Consider the following 17179-nt stretch of genomic DNA (forward strand, 5'->3'; position numbering starts at 1 on the left):
CCCGACCGGATACTCTCTCGCCCATGCCGCACAGCCATCCCCACCGCCCCGGCGCAGGAGCCTGGACTGCCGCCGTCGCCTGGGCCGTGGTCCCGCTGCTGACGTGTGGCATGGCGACGCCCTTCACCATCGGGTTCGCCGCCTACTGGCTGCAGAGCAGGGCCCTGATCGTCGCCGCAGCGCTCTACGGCGCGTGCGCCAGCGCGTTCGTCATCGTCGCGCTCAGCTACGACGACATCGAGAAGGCGCCCGACTGGCTGTTCGCCCTGGTCGGCATCGGCCTGCTGGTGGCGTGGGCAGGGGGCGTCATCCACAGCGGCATCCTGGTTCCCCTGATGGTCAGGCGCGGCAGGCCCGCCCACCCCCACGCGGGCTCTGTCCACAGGCAGGCCGTCCACAACCGCCACCCAGGGCAGGGAGGCCCCGCGCACGGCGCGAACTCCCGTCCCACCGCGGGCCGCGACCCTGTCCACAGCAGGTCCACCATGCCCTCAGGCGCCGCGCGCCGTCCGGGCGAGCCCGAGTGGATCGGCCACTACCGGGTGCTGCGCTCCCTGGGCCGCGGCGGCCAGGGCGCGGTCTACCTCGCCGCCGCTCCCAACGGCACGCAGGTGGCCGTCAAGGTGCTCCACGACCTCGGCGACGAGTTCGCCCGCACCCGCTTCGCCCGCGAGGTCGACGCCGCGCGCAGGGTCGCCACGTTTTCCACAGCCAGGCTGCTCGATGTCAACATCAGCCAGGACCAGGCCTACATCGTGAGCGAGTACGTCGCGGGCCCCTCCCTCGAGCAGCTCGTCCGCGCCCATGGGCCGCGCGACGAGGACAGCCTCACCAGGCTCGCGCTGTCCACAGTCGGCGCGCTCGCCGCCATCCACAGGGCGGGCGTCGTCCACCGCGACTTCAAGCCCAGCAACGTCCTGATCGGCTCCGACGGCCCTCGAGTGATCGACTTCGGCATCGCGCGCTCGCTCGACAGCTCGACGATGACGGGCAAGGTCGCGGGCACGCCGCCCTACATGTCGCCCGAGCAGTTGTCAGGATCACCCGTCGGCCCGCCGTCCGACGTCTTCAGCTGGGCGGTGACGATGACCTTCGCGGCGACCGGCAGGCCCGCGTTCGGCGAGGACACGGTGCCCGCCGTCTTCAACCGGGTGCTCAACCTGCACCCCGACCTGTCGCCGCTGCCGCCCTCGTTACGCGGGATCGTGGGCGCCGCGCTGGCCAAGAACCCCTCAGACCGCCCCACCGCGTCCGAGATCATGCTCGCCATCGTCGACTGATCACCGTGTACGGCAAGCCCACCCCAGCCCACCGTGGTCACCGCCCCCGCCCGTCCCCCACGCTCCTCCAGCCGACTTCGGCTGACCGCCGTCACATCGCCCCTGAGGGACGAAGCGCCCGCCGTACCCCCGGGAGCCTCAGCTGACGAGGACCTTCACCACACCGGTGAGCGCGAGCTGCACCAGGGCCAGGGGAACCAGGCCGACCCACGCGAGCCGCTGCAACTGGTCCTCGCGCAGCCGGGGAAAGCTGACCCGGAACCAGATGATCACGAAGGCCAGCGCGAAGACCTTGAGGAACGTCCAGACGACACCGGGCAGCAGCGGGCCGTGCCAGCCCCCGAGGAACAGCACGGTGGTGAGGAACGACAGCACCACGATGCCGACATACTCCGCCAGCATGAACAGGGCGAACCGCATGCCGGTGTATTCGGTCATCGGGCCCATGATGATCTCGGACTCGGCGATGGGCATGTCGAACGGCGGCCGCCGCAGCTCGGCGAGGCCCGCGAGGAAGAACACGACCGCGCCGATCGCCTGCCAGGGCAGCCACCACCACTGCCAGGCCTCGACGATGCCGGGCAGGGAGAGGGTGCCCGCCGCCATGGCCACCGATGAGGCGGCCAGGACCAGCGGAAGCTCGTAGGACATGAGCTGCGCGGCCGAGCGCATCCCGCCCAGCACCGAGTACTTGTTGGCCGAGGCCCACCCGGCCATGATCGAGCCGAGCACGCCGATGCCCATGACCGCGAGCACGTAGAACAGCCCGAGATCGAGATCCACCCCGACGAGGCCGGGGCCGATGGGGATCACGATCAGTACGAGGAGGTACGGGACAAGGGCGACGCCCGGCGCGAGCTGGAAGACCCTGCGGTCGGCGGCGGCCGGGATGACGTCCTCTTTCTGGGCGAACTTCACGCCGTCCGCGATGAGCTGCGCCCAGCCGTGGAAGCCTCCTGCGTACATCGGGCCGAGGCGTGACTGCATGTGCGCCATGACCTTGTGCTCGGCCTGGCCCACGACGAGAGGGAGGAGCAGGAACACGAGCAGGATGACGACGAACCTCAGAACGATGTCGAGGACTTCACCCATCGGGCTCCTCCAGGGGCGCACGCGATTCCGAAGACTGCGATGACGATTCCCCCGACGAAGCCGCCTCCCCCGCGCCCGCAGGAGTCGAAGGCGCCGCCGCAGGAGTCGAAGGCGAGCCTGGCGCATCGAGGCGCTCGGGCGATGCGGAACCGGGCGGAGCGGGCTCTCCTGAACCTGCGGGGGGTGCGGGCAATCCGGAACCTGCGGCGGGTGCGGGACGCTCCGCCGTAGAAGAGGAGCCTGGCGGAGCCGACTCTCCGGAACCCGCGGCGGATGCGGGACGCTCCGCCGTAGAAGAGGAGCCTGGCGGAGCCGACTCTCCGGAACCCGCGGCGGGTGCGGGAGGCTCCGCCGTGGAACCGGGGGCGGTCGGCTCCCCGGAGATCGGGGGCGCGACGGCTCCGGTGGAGGCGGATGGGGAGGGCCAGTCGGCGGGAACGCCGGGCGGGAGGGTCTTGCGGCGGCTCGGGGCGCCGTGACCCGACTCGCCAGGCTCCTTCGCGCCGGGCCACGCCTTCGCCACCCGAGCCGCCAGCACGAAGTCCTTGCGCAGCGGATGTCCCTCGAACCCGTCAGGAAGCAGCAGCGGCACCAGATACGGGTGATCGTCGAAGATCACGCCGAACATCTCGAACGTCTCCCGCTCGTGCCAGTTCGCCCCCCGATACACCCCCACAGCGGACGGCAGGTGAGGATCGGCGCGCGGCACCCGCGTCCGCAGCAGCAGCCGCTCGTGCGTCGACGGGTTGTAGACGTGAGCGACGACCCCGAACGCGTCGGGCGGCTCGTCGACCCCGCTGAGCCAGTCGAAGAACTCGTACCCCGTGTCCCTGCAGAACGTCAGCAGCTCGATCCAGTCGCTCGCGGCGACGTCGACCGTCCGATCACCCCATGACTCCGAGACCTGGGCCCTGTCCCCGAACCGCTCGGCGAGGGTCACGCGTCCTCCCCGTGGGCGCGGGACCACACGTAACGGTCGCCGAGCTTCTCCTGGGCGATCTTCTCCTGCAGCTTCATGATGCCGTGCAGCAGCGCCTCGGGCCTCGGCGGGCAGCCGGGGACGTAGATGTCGACAGGGATGATCTGGTCGACGCCCTTGGTCACGCAGTAGGAGTCCCAGTACGGGCCGCCGGTGTTGGAGCAGGCGCCGAAGGAGATGACGTACTTGGGGTCGGGCATCTGCTCGTAGAGCCGCTTGACGGCCGGGGCCATCTTGTCGGTGACGGTCCCCGAGACGATCATCAGATCCGCCTGGCGGGGGCCGTTGGCGAAGGGGATCACCCCGAAGCGGATGAAGTCGTGCCTGCTCATCGAGGTGGCGATGAACTCGATCGCGCAGCAGGCGAGACCGAAGTTGAACACCCAGAGGGAGTAGCGCCGTCCCCAGTTCAGCACGAAGCGCATCGGCTTGGGCGCCAGCCGGGAGACCGGCCCCACAGTCGGCATCGGAAGATCGGCCATACCTCCATTCTCCAACGCCCGCCGCTCCAGGAGTAGAGGGGCACTCCGACATCCCGCATCCCGCCTCGACAAATCCACCCCTGTGGTGTGACTCCGGCCCTGGAGAGGGCGTTTCGGGAGATCGCCAGGGCCGATCCAGGCGGAAGGCCGACCAAGGCGAAGGGCTGGGGCGGTGAGGAGGGTGTAGGGGTCAGGTCCAGGTGAGGACGCGTTTCTTCCAGGCGTACAGGATGCCCAGCGCGATGAACCCCAGGAACACGAACATCTCGACCAGCGTCGTCATCCCGTACCCGGGTGTCGCGAACACCGTCGCCCAGGGGAACAGGAACACCGCGTCGACCGCGAACACCACGTACAGGTACGTGAACACGTAATACCTGATCTGCGACTGCGCCCACCCCTCGCCCACAGGGTCGACGCCGCACTCGTACGTGGTGAGTTTCTCCACCGTGGGCCGGGAAGGGCGGAGCAGGCGGTTGGCCGTCAGGGCTCCCGCGACGATGCCCACCCCGATGACGAGCAGCGCGAGAACCAGCGCGTAGGAGCCGAAGTAGCCACCCATGTGCTGATCGTAACCCCACCCAAAGCCTCTGTCCTCATAACCCCAAACCATGGCAAAGCGGGTTTGAGCGGCCATAACCTGACCTGCATGCACAAAAGGCGATTCTTCGGAGGAATCGCGCTTATCGCCGCCGTCTCCACCGGCTGCGGCATGGCCACCGCCTCCCCCGAGCGGGGACTCACCATCCCCGCCGAGCCCACAATGATCAGCTTTGTCGACCCCTCCCACGTCGAGGAGCTGACCACCAGGACACTCACCGCAGGTGACGCCGGCGACAGGGATGTGCACATCGTCTACCCCCAGCTGAAAGACGCCCCCGACCTCAACCGCAAGCTCGGCGCCCTCGCGCAGACCCAGCTCCGCCGCTTCACCGAGTCCACCGTCCCCGAGGGTCCCCGCCCTCGTCCCGAGCTCAACGTGGACTGGCAGCTGACCGCCGCCGACGACGACATCGTGGGCGTACGGCTCCGCACCGGCGAGTTCGCGGGCGCCGCCTGGGCCAACTCCCTCCGCACGGTCTGGTACGACCGCTCCTCCAAGCAGGTCGTCGACTCCCCCGGCCTGGTCACGAGCCTGTACCCGTTGACCACGATCGTCCGCGAGGAGCTGAGGAAGCGGGGCTCCGAGGTCAGCTACGACGCCGTGCGGCCCAACCCCGACCTGTTCGACTCCATGGCCTTCAACCCTGCGGGCGATCTCGTGGTGGAGTTCGACGACTACCAGGTGGGTCCTGGCGCGCTGGGCAGGGTGGCGGTCGCCGTACCGGAAGAGCAGGCGGAGCCGCTGCTGACGGAGACGGGACGGCGCGCGCGCGAGGCGGCGAAGGAGGCGACTCCTTCGCCCGCCGTCAGCGGGACCCCGATCACCAGCCCACCGGCCACGAGCAGCAAGGCGGGCGGCGTGGACTGTGAGAAGGACAAGTGCGTGGCGCTGACCTTCGACGACGGGCCAGGGCCCTTCACGGGCGAGCTGCTGGAGCAGCTGAAGAGGGCGGGCGCGCGGGCGACGTTCTTCACCGTGGGCACGAACGTGGCGGCCAATCCCGAGCTGGTGACCGACATGCGGGAGCAGGGCCACCTCGTCGCCAACCACACCTGGTCGCATCGGGACCTGACCAAGCTGTCGAGCAGCAAGATCACCGACGCCATCGCCAGGGCGCAGAGCGTGATCAGCGTCGAGCTCGGACAGGCGCCCACGCTGCTCCGCCCGCCGTACGGGGCGGTGAACAAGCAGGTGGCCACGATCGCCCGCAGGCTCGGGCTCTCCCTGGTGAACTGGGACGTCGACACCAGGGACGGGCACGAAAGGAACCCGGCGACGGTGGTGCGGAGGGCGGTCGCGGGCGCGCATCCGGGGGCGATCATCCTGATGCACGACGTGCACCGCACCACGGTCCAGGCGCTGCCCGCGATCCTGCGGCAGCTGGCCGAGAAGGGCTACACGTTCGTGACGGTCCCCGAGCTGTACGGCTCGGCGGGGATGCAGGCAGGACACACGTACACGTCGGGTAAGCGGCCCCTGACGTAGGTAAGCCTTGCCGGGGACATATAGTTAGGCACCGTGACCCGAACCGTCCTCTTCGCCCGCCTGCACGTTGACCTGTGCCGGCTCGCGGCAGGGCTGTGTCGCCCCTCCCGTTCTCTCGCGTCGGCCTGACTTTCACCGCGTTTACCCGTGACGGGTGTCACGGAAACGTGTGACCCCCGAGGACTTAGCATGGAATACGAGAACGTGCCACGAGCGCAGTCGAGGAGGACTTCGCTGTGACTAAGCAGGTTCAGCAACTCGAGCGAGTGGTCATCCGGTTCGCCGGCGACTCCGGTGACGGCATGCAGCTCACCGGCGACCGCTTCACAGCAGGGACGGCGGAGTTCGGCAACGACCTGTCCACGCTCCCCAACTTCCCCGCCGAGATTCGCGCGCCCGCAGGAACCCTGCCCGGCGTCTCGAGTTTCCAGCTGCACTTCGCCGACCACGACATCCTGACGCCAGGCGACGCGCCGAACGTCCTGGTCGCGATGAACCCGGCGGCGCTGAAGGCCAACCTGGGCGACCTGCCCAAGGGCGCCGACATCATCGCCAACACCGACGAGTTCACCAAGCGCAACCTCCAGAAGGTCGGCTACGACGCCAACCCTCTCGAGGACGACTCGCTGCGTGAGTGGCGCGTCCACGCCGTGCCGCTGACCTCGCTGACGGTGACGGCGCTCGAGGGCTTCGACCTGTCGAAGAAGGACGCCGAGCGCTCCAAGAACATGTTCGCCCTCGGGCTGCTGAGCTGGCTCTACCACCGGCCGACCGAGCACACGATCAGCTTCCTCGAGCAGAAGTTCGCCAAGAAGCCCGAGATCGCCAAGGCCAACATCGCGGCCTTCCAGGCGGGCTGGAACTACGGCGAGACGACCGAGTCCTTCTCGGTGTCGTACGAGGTCAAGCCGGCCCAGCTGGCCCCTGGCGTCTACCGCAACATCTCGGGCAACCAGGCGCTGGCCTACGGCCTGATCGCGGCGAGCGTCCAGTCGAAGCTGCCGCTCTTCCTCGGGTCGTACCCGATCACGCCGGCCTCCGACATCCTGCACGAGCTGTCCAGGCACAAGCGGTTCGGCATCCGCACCTTCCAGGCGGAGGACGAGATCGCGGGCGTCGGCGCGGCGCTCGGCGCGGCGTTCGGCGGCGCGCTGGGCGTGACCACGACCAGCGGCCCCGGTGTGGCGCTGAAGGCCGAGACGATCGGCCTCGCCGTCATGACCGAGCTGCCGCTGATCCTGGTCGACGTGCAGCGGGCAGGCCCTTCGACCGGCATGCCGACCAAGACCGAGCAGACCGACCTGCTGATGGCGATGTTCGGCCGCAACGGCGAGTCGCCGGTGCCGATCGTGGCGCCGAGCACGCCGAGCGACTGCTTCGACGCGGCGATCGAGGCCGCGCGCATCGCGGTGAAGTACCGCACGCCGGTCTACCTGCTGTCCGACGGCTACCTCGCCAACGGCTCCGAGCCGTGGCGTCTGCCGGAGGTCTCCGACCTTCCCGACATCTCCACCGAGTTCGCGGTCAAGACCGACGAGGAGTTCCATCCCTACGTCCGTGACCCCGAGACGCTGTCGCGGCCGTGGGCCATCCCCGGTACGGCGGGCCTCGAGCACCGCATCGGCGGCATCGAGAAGGCCAACGGCTCGGGCAACATCTCCTACGACCCGAACAACCACGACCTCATGGTCAGGCTCCGCCAGTCCAAGATCGACGGCATCGACGTGCCCGACCTCGAGGTCGACGACCCCGAGGGCGACGCCAGGGTGCTGGTCCTGGGCTGGGGCTCGACCTACGGTCCCATCGCGGCAGCCGTACGAAGGATCAGGAAGTCGGGCGGCAAGGTCGCCCAGGCCCACCTGCGCCACCTGAACCCCCTGCCGGCCAACACCGGCGAGGTGCTCAAGAGCTACGACAAGGTGCTCCTGCCCGAGATCAACCTCGGCCAGCTGGCGCTGCTGCTGCGCGCGAAGTTCCTGGTCGACATCATCAGCTACAACCGCGTGCGCGGGCTCCCGTTCAAGGCCGAGGAGCTGGCCGGAGTCATCCAGGACGTGATCGACAGTGAGTGAGACCCTGAACGGCAAGGGCCTGGCCCTCGTCCCGAAGACCGATGCCAAGCAGACCCTCAAGGACTTCAAGTCCGACCAGGAGGTCCGCTGGTGCCCCGGTTGCGGCGACTACGCCATCCTGGCCGCGGTGCAGAGCTTCCTGCCCGAGCTGGGCCTGCGTCGCGAGAACATCGTGTTCGTCTCGGGCATCGGCTGCTCCAGCCGGTTCCCTTACTACCTCGACACCTACGGCTTCCACTCCATCCACGGTCGCGCCCCCGCGATCGCGACGGGGCTGGCCTCCTCCAGGCCCGACCTGAGCGTGTGGGTGATCACGGGTGACGGCGACGCGCTGTCGATCGGCGGCAACCACCTGATCCACGCGCTGCGCCGCAACGTCAACCTCAACATCCTGCTGTTCAACAACAGGATCTACGGTCTGACCAAGGGCCAGTACTCCCCCACCTCCGAGATCGGCAAGATCACCAAGTCGACCCCGATGGGCTCGCTGGACAAGCCGTTCAACCCGATCTCGCTGGCGCTGGGAGCCGAGGCGTCGTTCGTGGCCCGCACGATCGACTCCGACCGCAAGCACCTGCAGTCGGTGCTGCGCGAGGCCACGGCGCACAGGGGCACGTCGCTGGTGGAGATCTACCAGAACTGCAACATCTTCAACGACAACGCCTTCGAGCAGCTGAAGGACCCGGAGATCCGCGACGACATCACGCTGCGCCTCGAGCACGGGCAGCCGATCGCGAGCGCGTCCAAGGCCGTGGTCAGGGCGGCGAACGGCGGGCTCGACGTGGTGCCGCTGGCTGAGGCGGGCGACCGCGTCCTGGTGCACGACGCGCACAACCCCGACCCTTCGGTGGCGTTCGCGCTGTCGCGCCTGGACGAGCCCGCCTTCGAGCACGTGCCGATCGGGATCTTCCGGCAGGTCGAGCGGCCCGCCTACGACACGCTGATGGCCGAGCAGCTCGAGGAGGCCGTGGCGCAGAAGGGCCCAGGCGACCTGAGCGACCTGCTGATGGGCGGCGACACCTGGCGCATCGGCTAGAGCACGGACCTTCGGCCCGCAGAGGATCATCCTCTGCGGGCCGATGTCATGCGGAGCCGAGCTTGGCGTAGTAGGCCAGGCAGTCGTCATACGACGGGAGCAGACCCTGCTCGGCGGCCTGGGCCAGCGAGGGCGCGGCCGCGTCCTTCGGTGAGAGCAGGGGCTCGACCCCGTCGGGCCACGCGATGCCGAGGTCGGGGTCGAGAGGGTGGATCCCGTACTCCCGGCCCGGCGCGTACGGCTCGGAGCAGAGATACACGACGGTGGCCCGCTCGCTCAGGGCCATGAAGGCGTGTCCGAGCCCCTCGGCGAGGTAGAGCGACCGTCGAGAGCGCTCGTCGAGAGCGACCGCCTCCCAGCGGCTGAAGGTCGGCGAGCCGACGCGAACGTCCACCACCACGTCGAGCACCTCCCCCGCCACGCACGTGACGTACTTCGCCTGCCCGGGGGGCACCGCCGCGAAGTGGACGCCCCTGAGCACCCCCGCGCGAGACACCGAGCAGTTGGCCTGCGCGAGGCGCAGGTGATGACCGGCCGCGCCGCTCAGGCTGTCCGCCCTGAACCACTCCAGGAAGGCGCCTCTGTCGTCCTCGTGGACGGTCGGGGAGTGAACGTGGGCTCCCTCGATCGTGAGTTGTTCCATGTGCACAGGACCCCTCCGGTCGCTGGGGTGCGTACGGCTCGCGACTCCGCAGGGAGCCGCGAGCCGTACGCGTCGGATCAGATGATCAGGGAACGGTCACCGTCTGTGTGGAGACGCTGGTGCGGTCGTCCGTTCCTGTCACCGTGAGGGTGATGCGGTAGGTGCCCGCCTGGGCGTAGGTGTGCTGGGCGGTGACCCCGCTCCCGACCTGGCCGTCGGCGAAGCTCCAGGTGTAGGAGTCGATGGGCGCGGAACCCGGGGTCGAGGCCGTGGCGTCGACCGAGCACGCCAGGGCGGTGCACGCGGCCGTGAAGGCGGCCGTGGGCCCCGATGCCGTGCTCGTGGCGGAGAAGTCGTCCACGGTCAGCAGTACCGGCGGGTTGGTGGCCGTGCCCGAGAGGTACGAGGCCAGGCCCACCCCTCCAGGCGCCTGCATGCCCGCCGTGGCGTCCGTCACCGTGGCCTGCCACCCCGCGGGCTCGGCCGCCGCCTGGTTCCAGACCTTCGCCGAGATCGTCGTGGGCGAGGTGCCGGTGACCTGGAGCCGGATCCTGAGCACATCCCCCGCCGCGTAGGACAGACCGGGGATCAGCTGCTCGGTGGTCAGCAGGTTGTCGGTGTTCGGCGCGGTGATCCTGGTGAGCGCCAGCGCCACCCCTGTGGGCAGCAGCCGCACTCTGGCACGGTACTCGCCCTGGCCGCTCACCCGCCTGCCGACGGCCCAGATGTAGGTGCCGTTGCCGGTTCCCGTCTTGTCCGCCGACACCTTGAACGTGACGTCGGAGTCCGTGCTCGACACCGAGTCGAGGAAGGCGCGGGGGCCCGCGGTCGTCGCCGGAAGGTTGATCTTGGCCGCGTTGCCGTCCGCGGAGAAGTTCGCGCCGCCTCCGAGGAGGCTCCACGCTCCGCCCGTGTCGGCGTTACCGAGCGAGCCGCTGACCGTACGGGAGAAGGCGTCCGCGGCGAGGACGGACGGCGGGTTGTCCGGCGGGCGGGGCACCGCCACCTGACTGCTCTGGCCCGTGGCGCTGTCGTCGTCGGTGACGGTCAGCGTGACCGTGTAGTCACCTGCGACCTGGTAGGTGTGCGTCGCGTCTGCCCCTGTGCCGCTCTGCCCGTCGCCGAAGTTCCACGCGTAACCCTCCACGGTGCCGTCGGCGTCGTCGGAGGCGGTGCCGTCGAACGCGCACTCCAGGTCTTCGCACGACACGGTGAAGGAGGCCGTGGGCGGCTGGTTGGCAGGACCCGAGCCCGAGCCCTTCTGCCAGTGTTCGGACACCTGGGCGGCGCTCAGCGTGGCGGAGTAGATCGCCACCTCGTCGAGCGTGCCCGCGAAGTCGTCGCTGGACGGCCTGGCGGGCCAGGCGTTGAGATTGTCGCCGCCGACTCGCCAGTAGCCCGTGTAGCCTTCGGCGTTGGTCTGCGGGTGGGTGCCGACAGCGGCGCCGTCGACGTACAGCGTCATGCCGCCCGAGCCCTGCGTGGCGACCACGTGGTGCCACTGGCCGTCGTTGTAGGCGGTCGGCGTGGTGATCAGGTTGAACGCGCCCGTGTAGGTGCCGAACGTGAGCTTGCCGTCGTTGCCCATGTAGACGTGGCGGTCGTAGTTCCCGCTGGTGCCGCTGGCGGCGTTGCCGAAGCCGACGAGCTTGCCGCCGCTCGTGGTGGTGGTCTTGAACCACAGCTCGGCGGAGTAGGTGGTCGGGTTGGAGACGGGCGCGGTCGAGATCACCCTGCCGCCGTTGACCGTGATCGAGGGGTTGCCGGTTCCGGTGATCGCGCCGGGCTGCCCGTAGGTGACGCCGGTGGCGGTGTAGGTCCCGGGCGTGCCGGTCTGGCCGGAGTCGGCGGCCACCGTCCCACTCGCCTCGCCGAGGCGCCAGTACAGGCTCGGCTCGTCGTCGTAGACCGATCTGCCGTAGTCGTCCGCTGGCCTCGGCGGAAGGGTGCTCGTCCTGCCACTGGCGACGAAGTGCTCGTTGACCTTGGTCAAGGACAGGGCGGACGGGTAGATCGCCACCTCGTCGATGTCACCGGCCAGGTAGCGGCTGGTGGGCTGGGCCGGCCATCCGTTCAGGTTGTCGCCGCCGACGCGCCAGTATCCGCCGTATGGCTGGGCGCCCGTGGTGCCGGCGTCCTGCGCCACCCTGCGCCCGTCGACGTACAGCGCGATGCCACCAGAGCCCTGCGTGGCGACGATGTGGTGCCACTGCCCGTCGTTGTAGGCCGCGGAGCTGTTGACCGTACGGACACCGCCCGGATACACGCCGAACCACACGCGTCCCGCGTTGTCCATGTAGACGTGGCGGTCGTAGTTGGAGCTGTCGCCGGTCGCCGCGTTGCCGTAGCCGACGATCTTGCCGCCGCTGGTGGAACTGGTCTTGATCCAGGCTTCGATGCTGAAGCTGGTCGTCGCGTTCTCCATGGACAGGGTCCTGGTGAATCCCGTGCCCGTGCCGTTGAAGGCCGCTGAGGCGTCGGTGTCACCGTTGATCGCGCCGGGAGAGCCGTGGCCCACCCCTGCCTCGCGGGTCGAGTCGAGGAAGCCCGCGTAGTCGTAGGCGAGCGCGCCGCTGCTCTCGCCGAGGCGCCAGTAGTGGGCGGCGCCGTCGCCGACGACCTTCTGCGCGTAGGCGCTCATGGAGCCGGACGACGAGATCGTCACCGGCGCCGAGGTCCCGCTGCCGACCGTGTTGCCCGAAGGGTCGACGGCACGGATGCGGTAGGTGTGGGTCGATCCCGGGGCCAGACCGGTGTCGATGAAGCCCAGCGAGGGCAGCGTCCAGAAGTTCGACTTGTACTCCACCTCGCCGATCGGCGTGGAGCCGCCGTCGCGCAGGATCTGGTACTTCAGTTTCTCCTGGTCGCGGTCCCAGGTGGCCTGCCAGCTCACTCTGGCGGTGCCCGCGTTGAGCGAGACGGCGCTCGGCGTCAACGTGGGCAGGGCGAGGGGGCCTGAGTCCTTGGGGGCGCCGGCCTTGACGGCGAAACGGGTCAGTCCCTGCTGGGGCGCGCCGTTGACCGTGGTGAACTCGCCGCCCATGACGAGGTACTGCGAGTTGCCCGTCAGCGCCCAGCCGCCCTGGTTCATGCCCGTGTAGCTGCCGGCGTTGACCGTGGGGTACCAGTGCAGGAGCGTCGGCACGGGCTGGCCGCTGTACTGGCTGTTGTTGGAGGGCGGCGCGGGGTCGTTGCCGGTGGGGTAGATCGTCGTGGCGAGCGCCCGCTGCCAGCGCGTCGGGGAGACCTCGGGGAAGCCGCTGATCGAGACGCAGTCGTGTGCGTGGCCCACGCTGTAGAGGGCTTGTCCGATGGGGAAGACCCCGTAGGAGGCTCCGTAGCAGTTGTCGAGCCAGAGCAGGTCGCCCGTGTTGGGTTCGACCGCGAAGCGGCCGTCGAACCAGTGCCATCCCTCGCCGTCGGCGGCCGCGTAGACGTTGGTCCCGTCGGTCACCAGGTCGTAGGTCATCGAGTAGTTGGTCCCCTGGCGGGCGGGGATCGGGTTGCTGCTCCACGGCAGCGAGGCGGCGGTGACAGGATCGAGCGCGCCGATGCCGACCCTCGTGACGCCGTTGAGCGACTGGAACTTGCCGCCCACGATGACCCTGCTGGAGTCGGGGGACATCAGGAGCGCGAACACCTCGTCGTCAGTGGTCGGCGCCCACGTTTGGAGCGTGCCATTCGACCGCGAGACGGCAGCGAGGCGGGATCTCGTCGAGCCGTTGACGTTGAAGAAGGCTCCGCCGATGTACACCGTGGTGTTGCTGACGGCCAGAGCTCGGACGACGTTCCCTACCGAGGGGGCGAAGCCGGCGTCCAGCGTTCCCGTGGCCACGTCGAAGGCGGCCACCCGGTTGCGGGTCTGGCCGTTCACCGTGGTGAAGTCTCCGCCGACATAGATCTTGGACTTGTCGGGGGCGACCGCGATGGTCCGCGCCTGGCCGTTGAGGGCGGGGTTGAACGGCAGCAGGTTGCCCGTGGTGATGTCGAAGGCCAGGATGTTCGACCTGTTCACCTCCTGGGCCGATCCCGGGTTGGTGCCGGGAGGACGGGCCTTGGAGAAGCTGCCGACGGCATAGACGGTCGTGCCCACGGTGGCCATCTTCCAGACGACTCCGTTGATCTGCCAGGTGGGCAGGGCGTCGGCGCTGACGGTCTCCGGAGTCCCCTGTTCGGGATCGATATCCGCTTGGGCCGCTGGTATGACCAGTGTCACCGCGAGAAGCGCGATGAGCGCCATCGCGGTCCTGGATAAAAGCGCTTTGATCACGATTTTTCCTACATCTCAGGGAATAACGCGCCCTCACGGGTCACGCTGGATGCGAATCGTAATATGGCGTTACAAAGACGAGGAGACCCTGATTAGTAGAATTTTGTAACAATCCGGCGCGTTTTTCCACGTCGATGACACCGGAGGGCAGCGTGCCGTACCGCCCGGATTGGCGATCCAACCCGGGCGGGAATGGGCCATCTGTCAGGTCACTGTGACGTCGGGAGAGCTCGGGCTGGAAATACGGTTATTGTGCGGGTCTATCGCGCGAACGCGATACTTGTAGACCGATCCGGGAACCCTGCCCAGGTCCGCGCACGACAGGTTCGGCAGCGTCCAGAAGACGCTGTTGGCTTCCGCGGTGCAGGCCACCTGCCCGTCGCTGCGCACCACTTCGTAGCGGACCTTGCGGTTGTCCAGATCCCAGGTCGCGCCCCAGGTGATGGTCACCTTGCCGCCACCGTTGGCCACCGCCGTGGGCGCCTGGAAGTTGGTCTGCACGGGACCGGTGACGTCGGGGCTGACGTCGTGGGTGGTGAACCTGGTCAGGCCTTCCTGGGGAACGTCGTTGACCTGGGTGAAGTCACCGCCCGCCCACAGATGGGTGCCGTCGTTGGCCATGGTCCACGGCCCCTGGACGAACGGGTAGGTCGTGCCCGGCTGGGCGTTGGGGAACCAGTGGAGGACCCTCTGCTTCACCCCCTGGGCCGTGTCCGCAGGTTCGGCGAGGAAGCGCCTGTGCGGGCGGGTCTCGGGGAAGCCGTTGCCCTCGTAGTAGGTCTGCATGTCGCAGCGGTGGGCGTGCGAGCCGCTGTAGAGCACGCCGTCCATCACCGAGATCGACTGCGTCGCGCCGAGACAGTTGTTGATCCAGATGCGCGCACCGGTCTCCGGGTTCACCGCGAGACGGCCGTCGAACGTGCCGACGCCGTCGGCGCTGGCGAACACTCTGGTGCCGTCGGTGACCAGGTCGGTGACCCAGGAGCGGCTGTTGGAGTTGTTGTAGGGGATGTCGTTGCTGAGGAAGCTCGCCTTGGTGCCGTTGCTGACGTTCACGGCCGACAGTCCGTGCTGCCAGATGTTGTTGATCCTGTTGAAGTCGCCGCCCACGATGAGCCTGGTGCCGCTCGGAGAGAGCACCATGGCCATGACCCGCTTGTCCGCGGTCGGCGCCCAGGGCAGCAGCGCCCCGTCCGCCCGGTTGAAGGCGGCCAGCCTGGTCCTGGTGACGTCGTTGACGGCGGTGAAATGACCCCCGGCGAAGACGGTCGTGTCCGAGACGGCCAGCGCCCTGACCCGGCTGTTGGGCGAGGGCGCGAAGTCCGGGTCCAGCGCTCCCGTCGCGGTGTCGAAGGCCGCAATGCGGTAGCGCCGCTCGGTGCCGATCTTGCCGAAGTCGCCCGCCACGTAGAGCCGTGAACCGTCAGGTGAGGCCTTGATCTCCCAGACGGTGTCGCAGCGGTACTGGTTGCCGCCGAGGTTGTCGCACTCGGTCTGCACGACGTCGTCGGTGAAGATCGGGCCGGTGGCGACGGGCGCCCAGGGCAGAAGAGCTCCCGTCGCGGCGTCGAAGGCCGCGAGACCGGTACGCGCCACCTCTCCCGCGCCGCCTCGGGGTACGCCCGGCGGCCTGACGTGGTCGAAGTTGCCGCCCACGTAGGCGACGCCGTTGACGATCTCCATCGCCAGCACGACCCCGTCGGTCTGCCAGGTCGGCAGCGCGTCGGCGGTGACCGTGGCGGGCTCGCCTGGAGCGGGCGTGGTGTCGGCGCCTGCCGACATCGGTGGAACGAGCAGCATGGAGAGGCCTAAGCAGGCCATCCCCGCCGCCATGAGTCGTTTACGCATGTACCCCCCTCAGGGCTGGACCGCACGCCTTGGTCGCAGCGCGGCCATGCGGTCCTTCGATGGCGGCTGCGAGATCTAGCCCCTCGCGATCACTTGAGTCCGATCGTCACCATGACGCTTCTCCAGCCCCGCTGGTTTACCGGCGATCACACAAGTCCACGCGATGATCAGGAACAGCCAGATGGAGGCCACGTTGGCGCTCGCCGCCATCATCTCGGCGGTCAGCGCGTCCACGAGCAGGAAGGCCATGAGCCCGAGCAGCAGCGCCGCCTCCGCGCGCACCTCCTTGACCCGGGTCAGCGACAGCTGGACGACCATGACGGCGAAGCAGAGCCCCGCGAACGCCACCACGCCCACGACCCCGCCTTCGACCAGGATGTTCACGAACGCGTTGTGCCCGCCACCGAGCCCGATCTCTTCGAGGAAGAGGCCACGGGCCGAGGAGATCCCGTTGCCGAAGAGCGGCTGCTTCATGGCGGCGTCCAGCGCCAGCGTCCACAGGTCGGTACGGGAGTTCAGCGACTCCAGCTGCTCGGCGGACTCGCCCCTCGTGGCGAACGCGATGATCTCGTCGGGAAACGCGAGCACGGCCAGCGCGCCGACGGGAATGACGAACAGCAGCATCTCCGCCCTGCCCCGCGGGCCTCGGGAGCACAGCAGCAGCACGGCCAGGCCCACCACGCACCCCGCCGCCGCGCCACGAGTGCCTGTCGCGATCAGCGCCGCCCCTGTCACCCCCACAGCGATCAGGTAGAAACCCTTGCGCCAGCGCCGAGGGGGCCCTCCTGGCAGCAGGAAGGCGACGGCCAGCAGCAGCGCGATCCCGAGGAAGATCCCGGCCGTCACGGGATGGACGTACAGCCAGTTGAAGCGGTCCTGGGTGTTCGGCGTCCGCTGCAGAGGCATCGCCACGCCGATCCCCACCGAGACCACGACCAGGCCGATGAAGGCGTGGGCGAGCCTGTGCAGGTCCTCCCTGGTCGCCCTCGTGGCGACGACCTGGCAGACACTGGCTGTCACCAGGAGTTGAGCCGCGCGGACGACCGCGAACTGCGGATAGGGCGTCCACATCACGGACATGGCCACGTAGAGGGCGAAGATCCACGCCAGCACAAGGGCGATCGAAGCCGTGCGACGCGGCGACCTGATGCCGAACCTGCGGTAGAGATAGACCGCGACGAGGCCGTAGGCCCCGATCTCGACGAGGATCTGGGTGTCCACCCCACCGCTGATCGCCTCGCCGATCCCTCTGGACCTGAGCTTGTACTCGCTCGCCAGGATGAGCGCCATCGGCGCGAGCGTCGGCCACCAGGCCGGACGCGATCGACGGTGACGCGCTGTCTCCACCTGGCACCCCGTTTTGGACCGTTCGATCGCGCTGCGTGTGT

At 68.8% G+C, this 17179-nt stretch carries 12 protein-coding genes; 4 read left to right on the plus strand and 8 right to left on the minus strand.

Annotated features, from left to right (window positions below; all coding sequences use genetic code 11):
• Window positions 1-23 precede the first annotated feature (23 nt).
• Window positions 24-1280, plus strand: a complete 1257-nt coding sequence (locus ABFX55_RS33745; RefSeq protein ID WP_346126693.1) for a serine/threonine-protein kinase — start codon at window positions 24-26, stop codon at window positions 1278-1280.
• Between the two features lie 138 nt (window positions 1281-1418).
• Here ABFX55_RS33745 and nuoH read toward each other — a convergent pair whose 3' ends face one another.
• The 4 genes from nuoH to ABFX55_RS33765 form a co-directional block, all read right to left on the minus strand.
• Complete coding sequence (nuoH, locus tag ABFX55_RS33750; RefSeq protein ID WP_346126694.1) at window positions 1419-2372, minus strand: NADH-quinone oxidoreductase subunit NuoH; 954 nt, start codon at window positions 2370-2372, stop codon at window positions 1419-1421.
• Complete coding sequence (locus ABFX55_RS33755; RefSeq protein ID WP_346126696.1) at window positions 2365-3312, minus strand: NADH-quinone oxidoreductase subunit C; 948 nt, start codon at window positions 3310-3312, stop codon at window positions 2365-2367. Before ABFX55_RS33755 ends, nuoH begins: the two co-directional genes overlap by 8 nt.
• Complete coding sequence (locus tag ABFX55_RS33760; RefSeq protein WP_428834775.1) at window positions 3309-3833, minus strand: NADH-quinone oxidoreductase subunit B; 525 nt, start codon at window positions 3831-3833, stop codon at window positions 3309-3311. Before ABFX55_RS33760 ends, ABFX55_RS33755 begins: the two co-directional genes overlap by 4 nt.
• Before the next feature lie 190 nt (window positions 3834-4023).
• A complete protein-coding gene (locus ABFX55_RS33765; RefSeq protein ID WP_346126698.1) occupies window positions 4024-4395 on the minus strand; it encodes an NADH-quinone oxidoreductase subunit A in 372 nt (123 codons plus the stop codon).
• 87 nt (window positions 4396-4482) lie between these two features.
• On the opposite strand from ABFX55_RS33765, the gene ABFX55_RS33770 reads away from it, so the two are divergent.
• The 3 genes from ABFX55_RS33770 to ABFX55_RS33780 all read left to right on the plus strand — a co-directional run bounded on the left by ABFX55_RS33770 (window position 4483) and on the right by ABFX55_RS33780 (window position 9030).
• Window positions 4483-5922 (plus strand): polysaccharide deacetylase family protein, encoded by a 1440-nt coding sequence (locus tag ABFX55_RS33770; protein ID WP_346126700.1) that lies wholly within the window; start codon window positions 4483-4485, stop codon window positions 5920-5922.
• Between the two features lie 236 nt (window positions 5923-6158).
• Window positions 6159-7994 (plus strand): 2-oxoacid:acceptor oxidoreductase subunit alpha, encoded by a 1836-nt coding sequence (locus ABFX55_RS33775; RefSeq protein WP_346126701.1) that lies wholly within the window; start codon window positions 6159-6161, stop codon window positions 7992-7994.
• Window positions 7987-9030: a 2-oxoacid:ferredoxin oxidoreductase subunit beta gene (locus ABFX55_RS33780; protein WP_346126702.1), complete on the plus strand. Its 1044-nt coding sequence runs from the start codon at window positions 7987-7989 to the stop codon at window positions 9028-9030. Before ABFX55_RS33775 ends, ABFX55_RS33780 begins: the two co-directional genes overlap by 8 nt.
• Before the next feature lie 46 nt (window positions 9031-9076).
• Here the strand turns inward: ABFX55_RS33780 and rfbC are convergent, their stop codons facing one another.
• From rfbC to ABFX55_RS33800, 4 genes are all read right to left on the minus strand, one after another.
• On the minus strand, window positions 9077-9673 hold the full coding sequence (gene rfbC, locus ABFX55_RS33785; protein WP_346126704.1) for a dTDP-4-dehydrorhamnose 3,5-epimerase: 597 nt from the start codon (window positions 9671-9673) through the stop codon (window positions 9077-9079).
• Window positions 9674-9758: 85 nt separating this feature from the next.
• The gene (locus tag ABFX55_RS33790) at window positions 9759-13943 is read right to left on the minus strand and encodes a LamG-like jellyroll fold domain-containing protein (protein ID WP_346126706.1); all 4185 of its coding nucleotides are present in this window, start codon (window positions 13941-13943) and stop codon (window positions 9759-9761) included.
• A gap of 204 nt (window positions 13944-14147) precedes the next feature.
• Window positions 14148-15791: a PQQ-binding-like beta-propeller repeat protein gene (locus ABFX55_RS33795; protein WP_346126708.1), complete on the minus strand. Its 1644-nt coding sequence runs from the start codon at window positions 15789-15791 to the stop codon at window positions 14148-14150.
• 75 nt (window positions 15792-15866) lie between these two features.
• The gene (locus ABFX55_RS33800) at window positions 15867-17081 is read right to left on the minus strand and encodes an O-antigen ligase family protein (RefSeq protein WP_346126709.1); all 1215 of its coding nucleotides are present in this window, start codon (window positions 17079-17081) and stop codon (window positions 15867-15869) included.
• Window positions 17082-17179: the final 98 nt, after the last annotated feature.

Source organism: Nonomuraea roseola (assembly GCF_039535395.1).
Lineage (GTDB): Bacteria > Actinomycetota > Actinomycetes > Streptosporangiales > Streptosporangiaceae > Nonomuraea > Nonomuraea roseola.

What these genes read in the sequence shown, in the direction of transcription:
- ABFX55_RS33760 (WP_428834775.1), bottom strand. Translation starts at nt 3,833, where the DNA reads ATGGCCGATCTTCCGATGCCGACTGTGGGGCCGGTCTCCCGGCTGGCG.
- ABFX55_RS33800 (WP_346126709.1), bottom strand. Translation starts at nt 17,081, where the DNA reads ATGGCGCTCATCCTGGCGAGCGAGTACAAGCTCAGGTCCAGAGGGATC.
- ABFX55_RS33745 (WP_346126693.1), top strand. Translation starts at nt 24, where the DNA reads ATGCCGCACAGCCATCCCCACCGCCCCGGCGCAGGAGCCTGGACTGCC.
- ABFX55_RS33795 (WP_346126708.1), bottom strand. Translation starts at nt 15,791, where the DNA reads ATGCGTAAACGACTCATGGCGGCGGGGATGGCCTGCTTAGGCCTCTCC.
- nuoH (WP_346126694.1), bottom strand. Translation starts at nt 2,372, where the DNA reads ATGGGTGAAGTCCTCGACATCGTTCTGAGGTTCGTCGTCATCCTGCTC.
- rfbC (WP_346126704.1), bottom strand. Translation starts at nt 9,673, where the DNA reads ATGGAACAACTCACGATCGAGGGAGCCCACGTTCACTCCCCGACCGTC.
- ABFX55_RS33770 (WP_346126700.1), top strand. Translation starts at nt 4,483, where the DNA reads ATGCACAAAAGGCGATTCTTCGGAGGAATCGCGCTTATCGCCGCCGTC.
- ABFX55_RS33765 (WP_346126698.1), bottom strand. Translation starts at nt 4,395, where the DNA reads ATGGGTGGCTACTTCGGCTCCTACGCGCTGGTTCTCGCGCTGCTCGTC.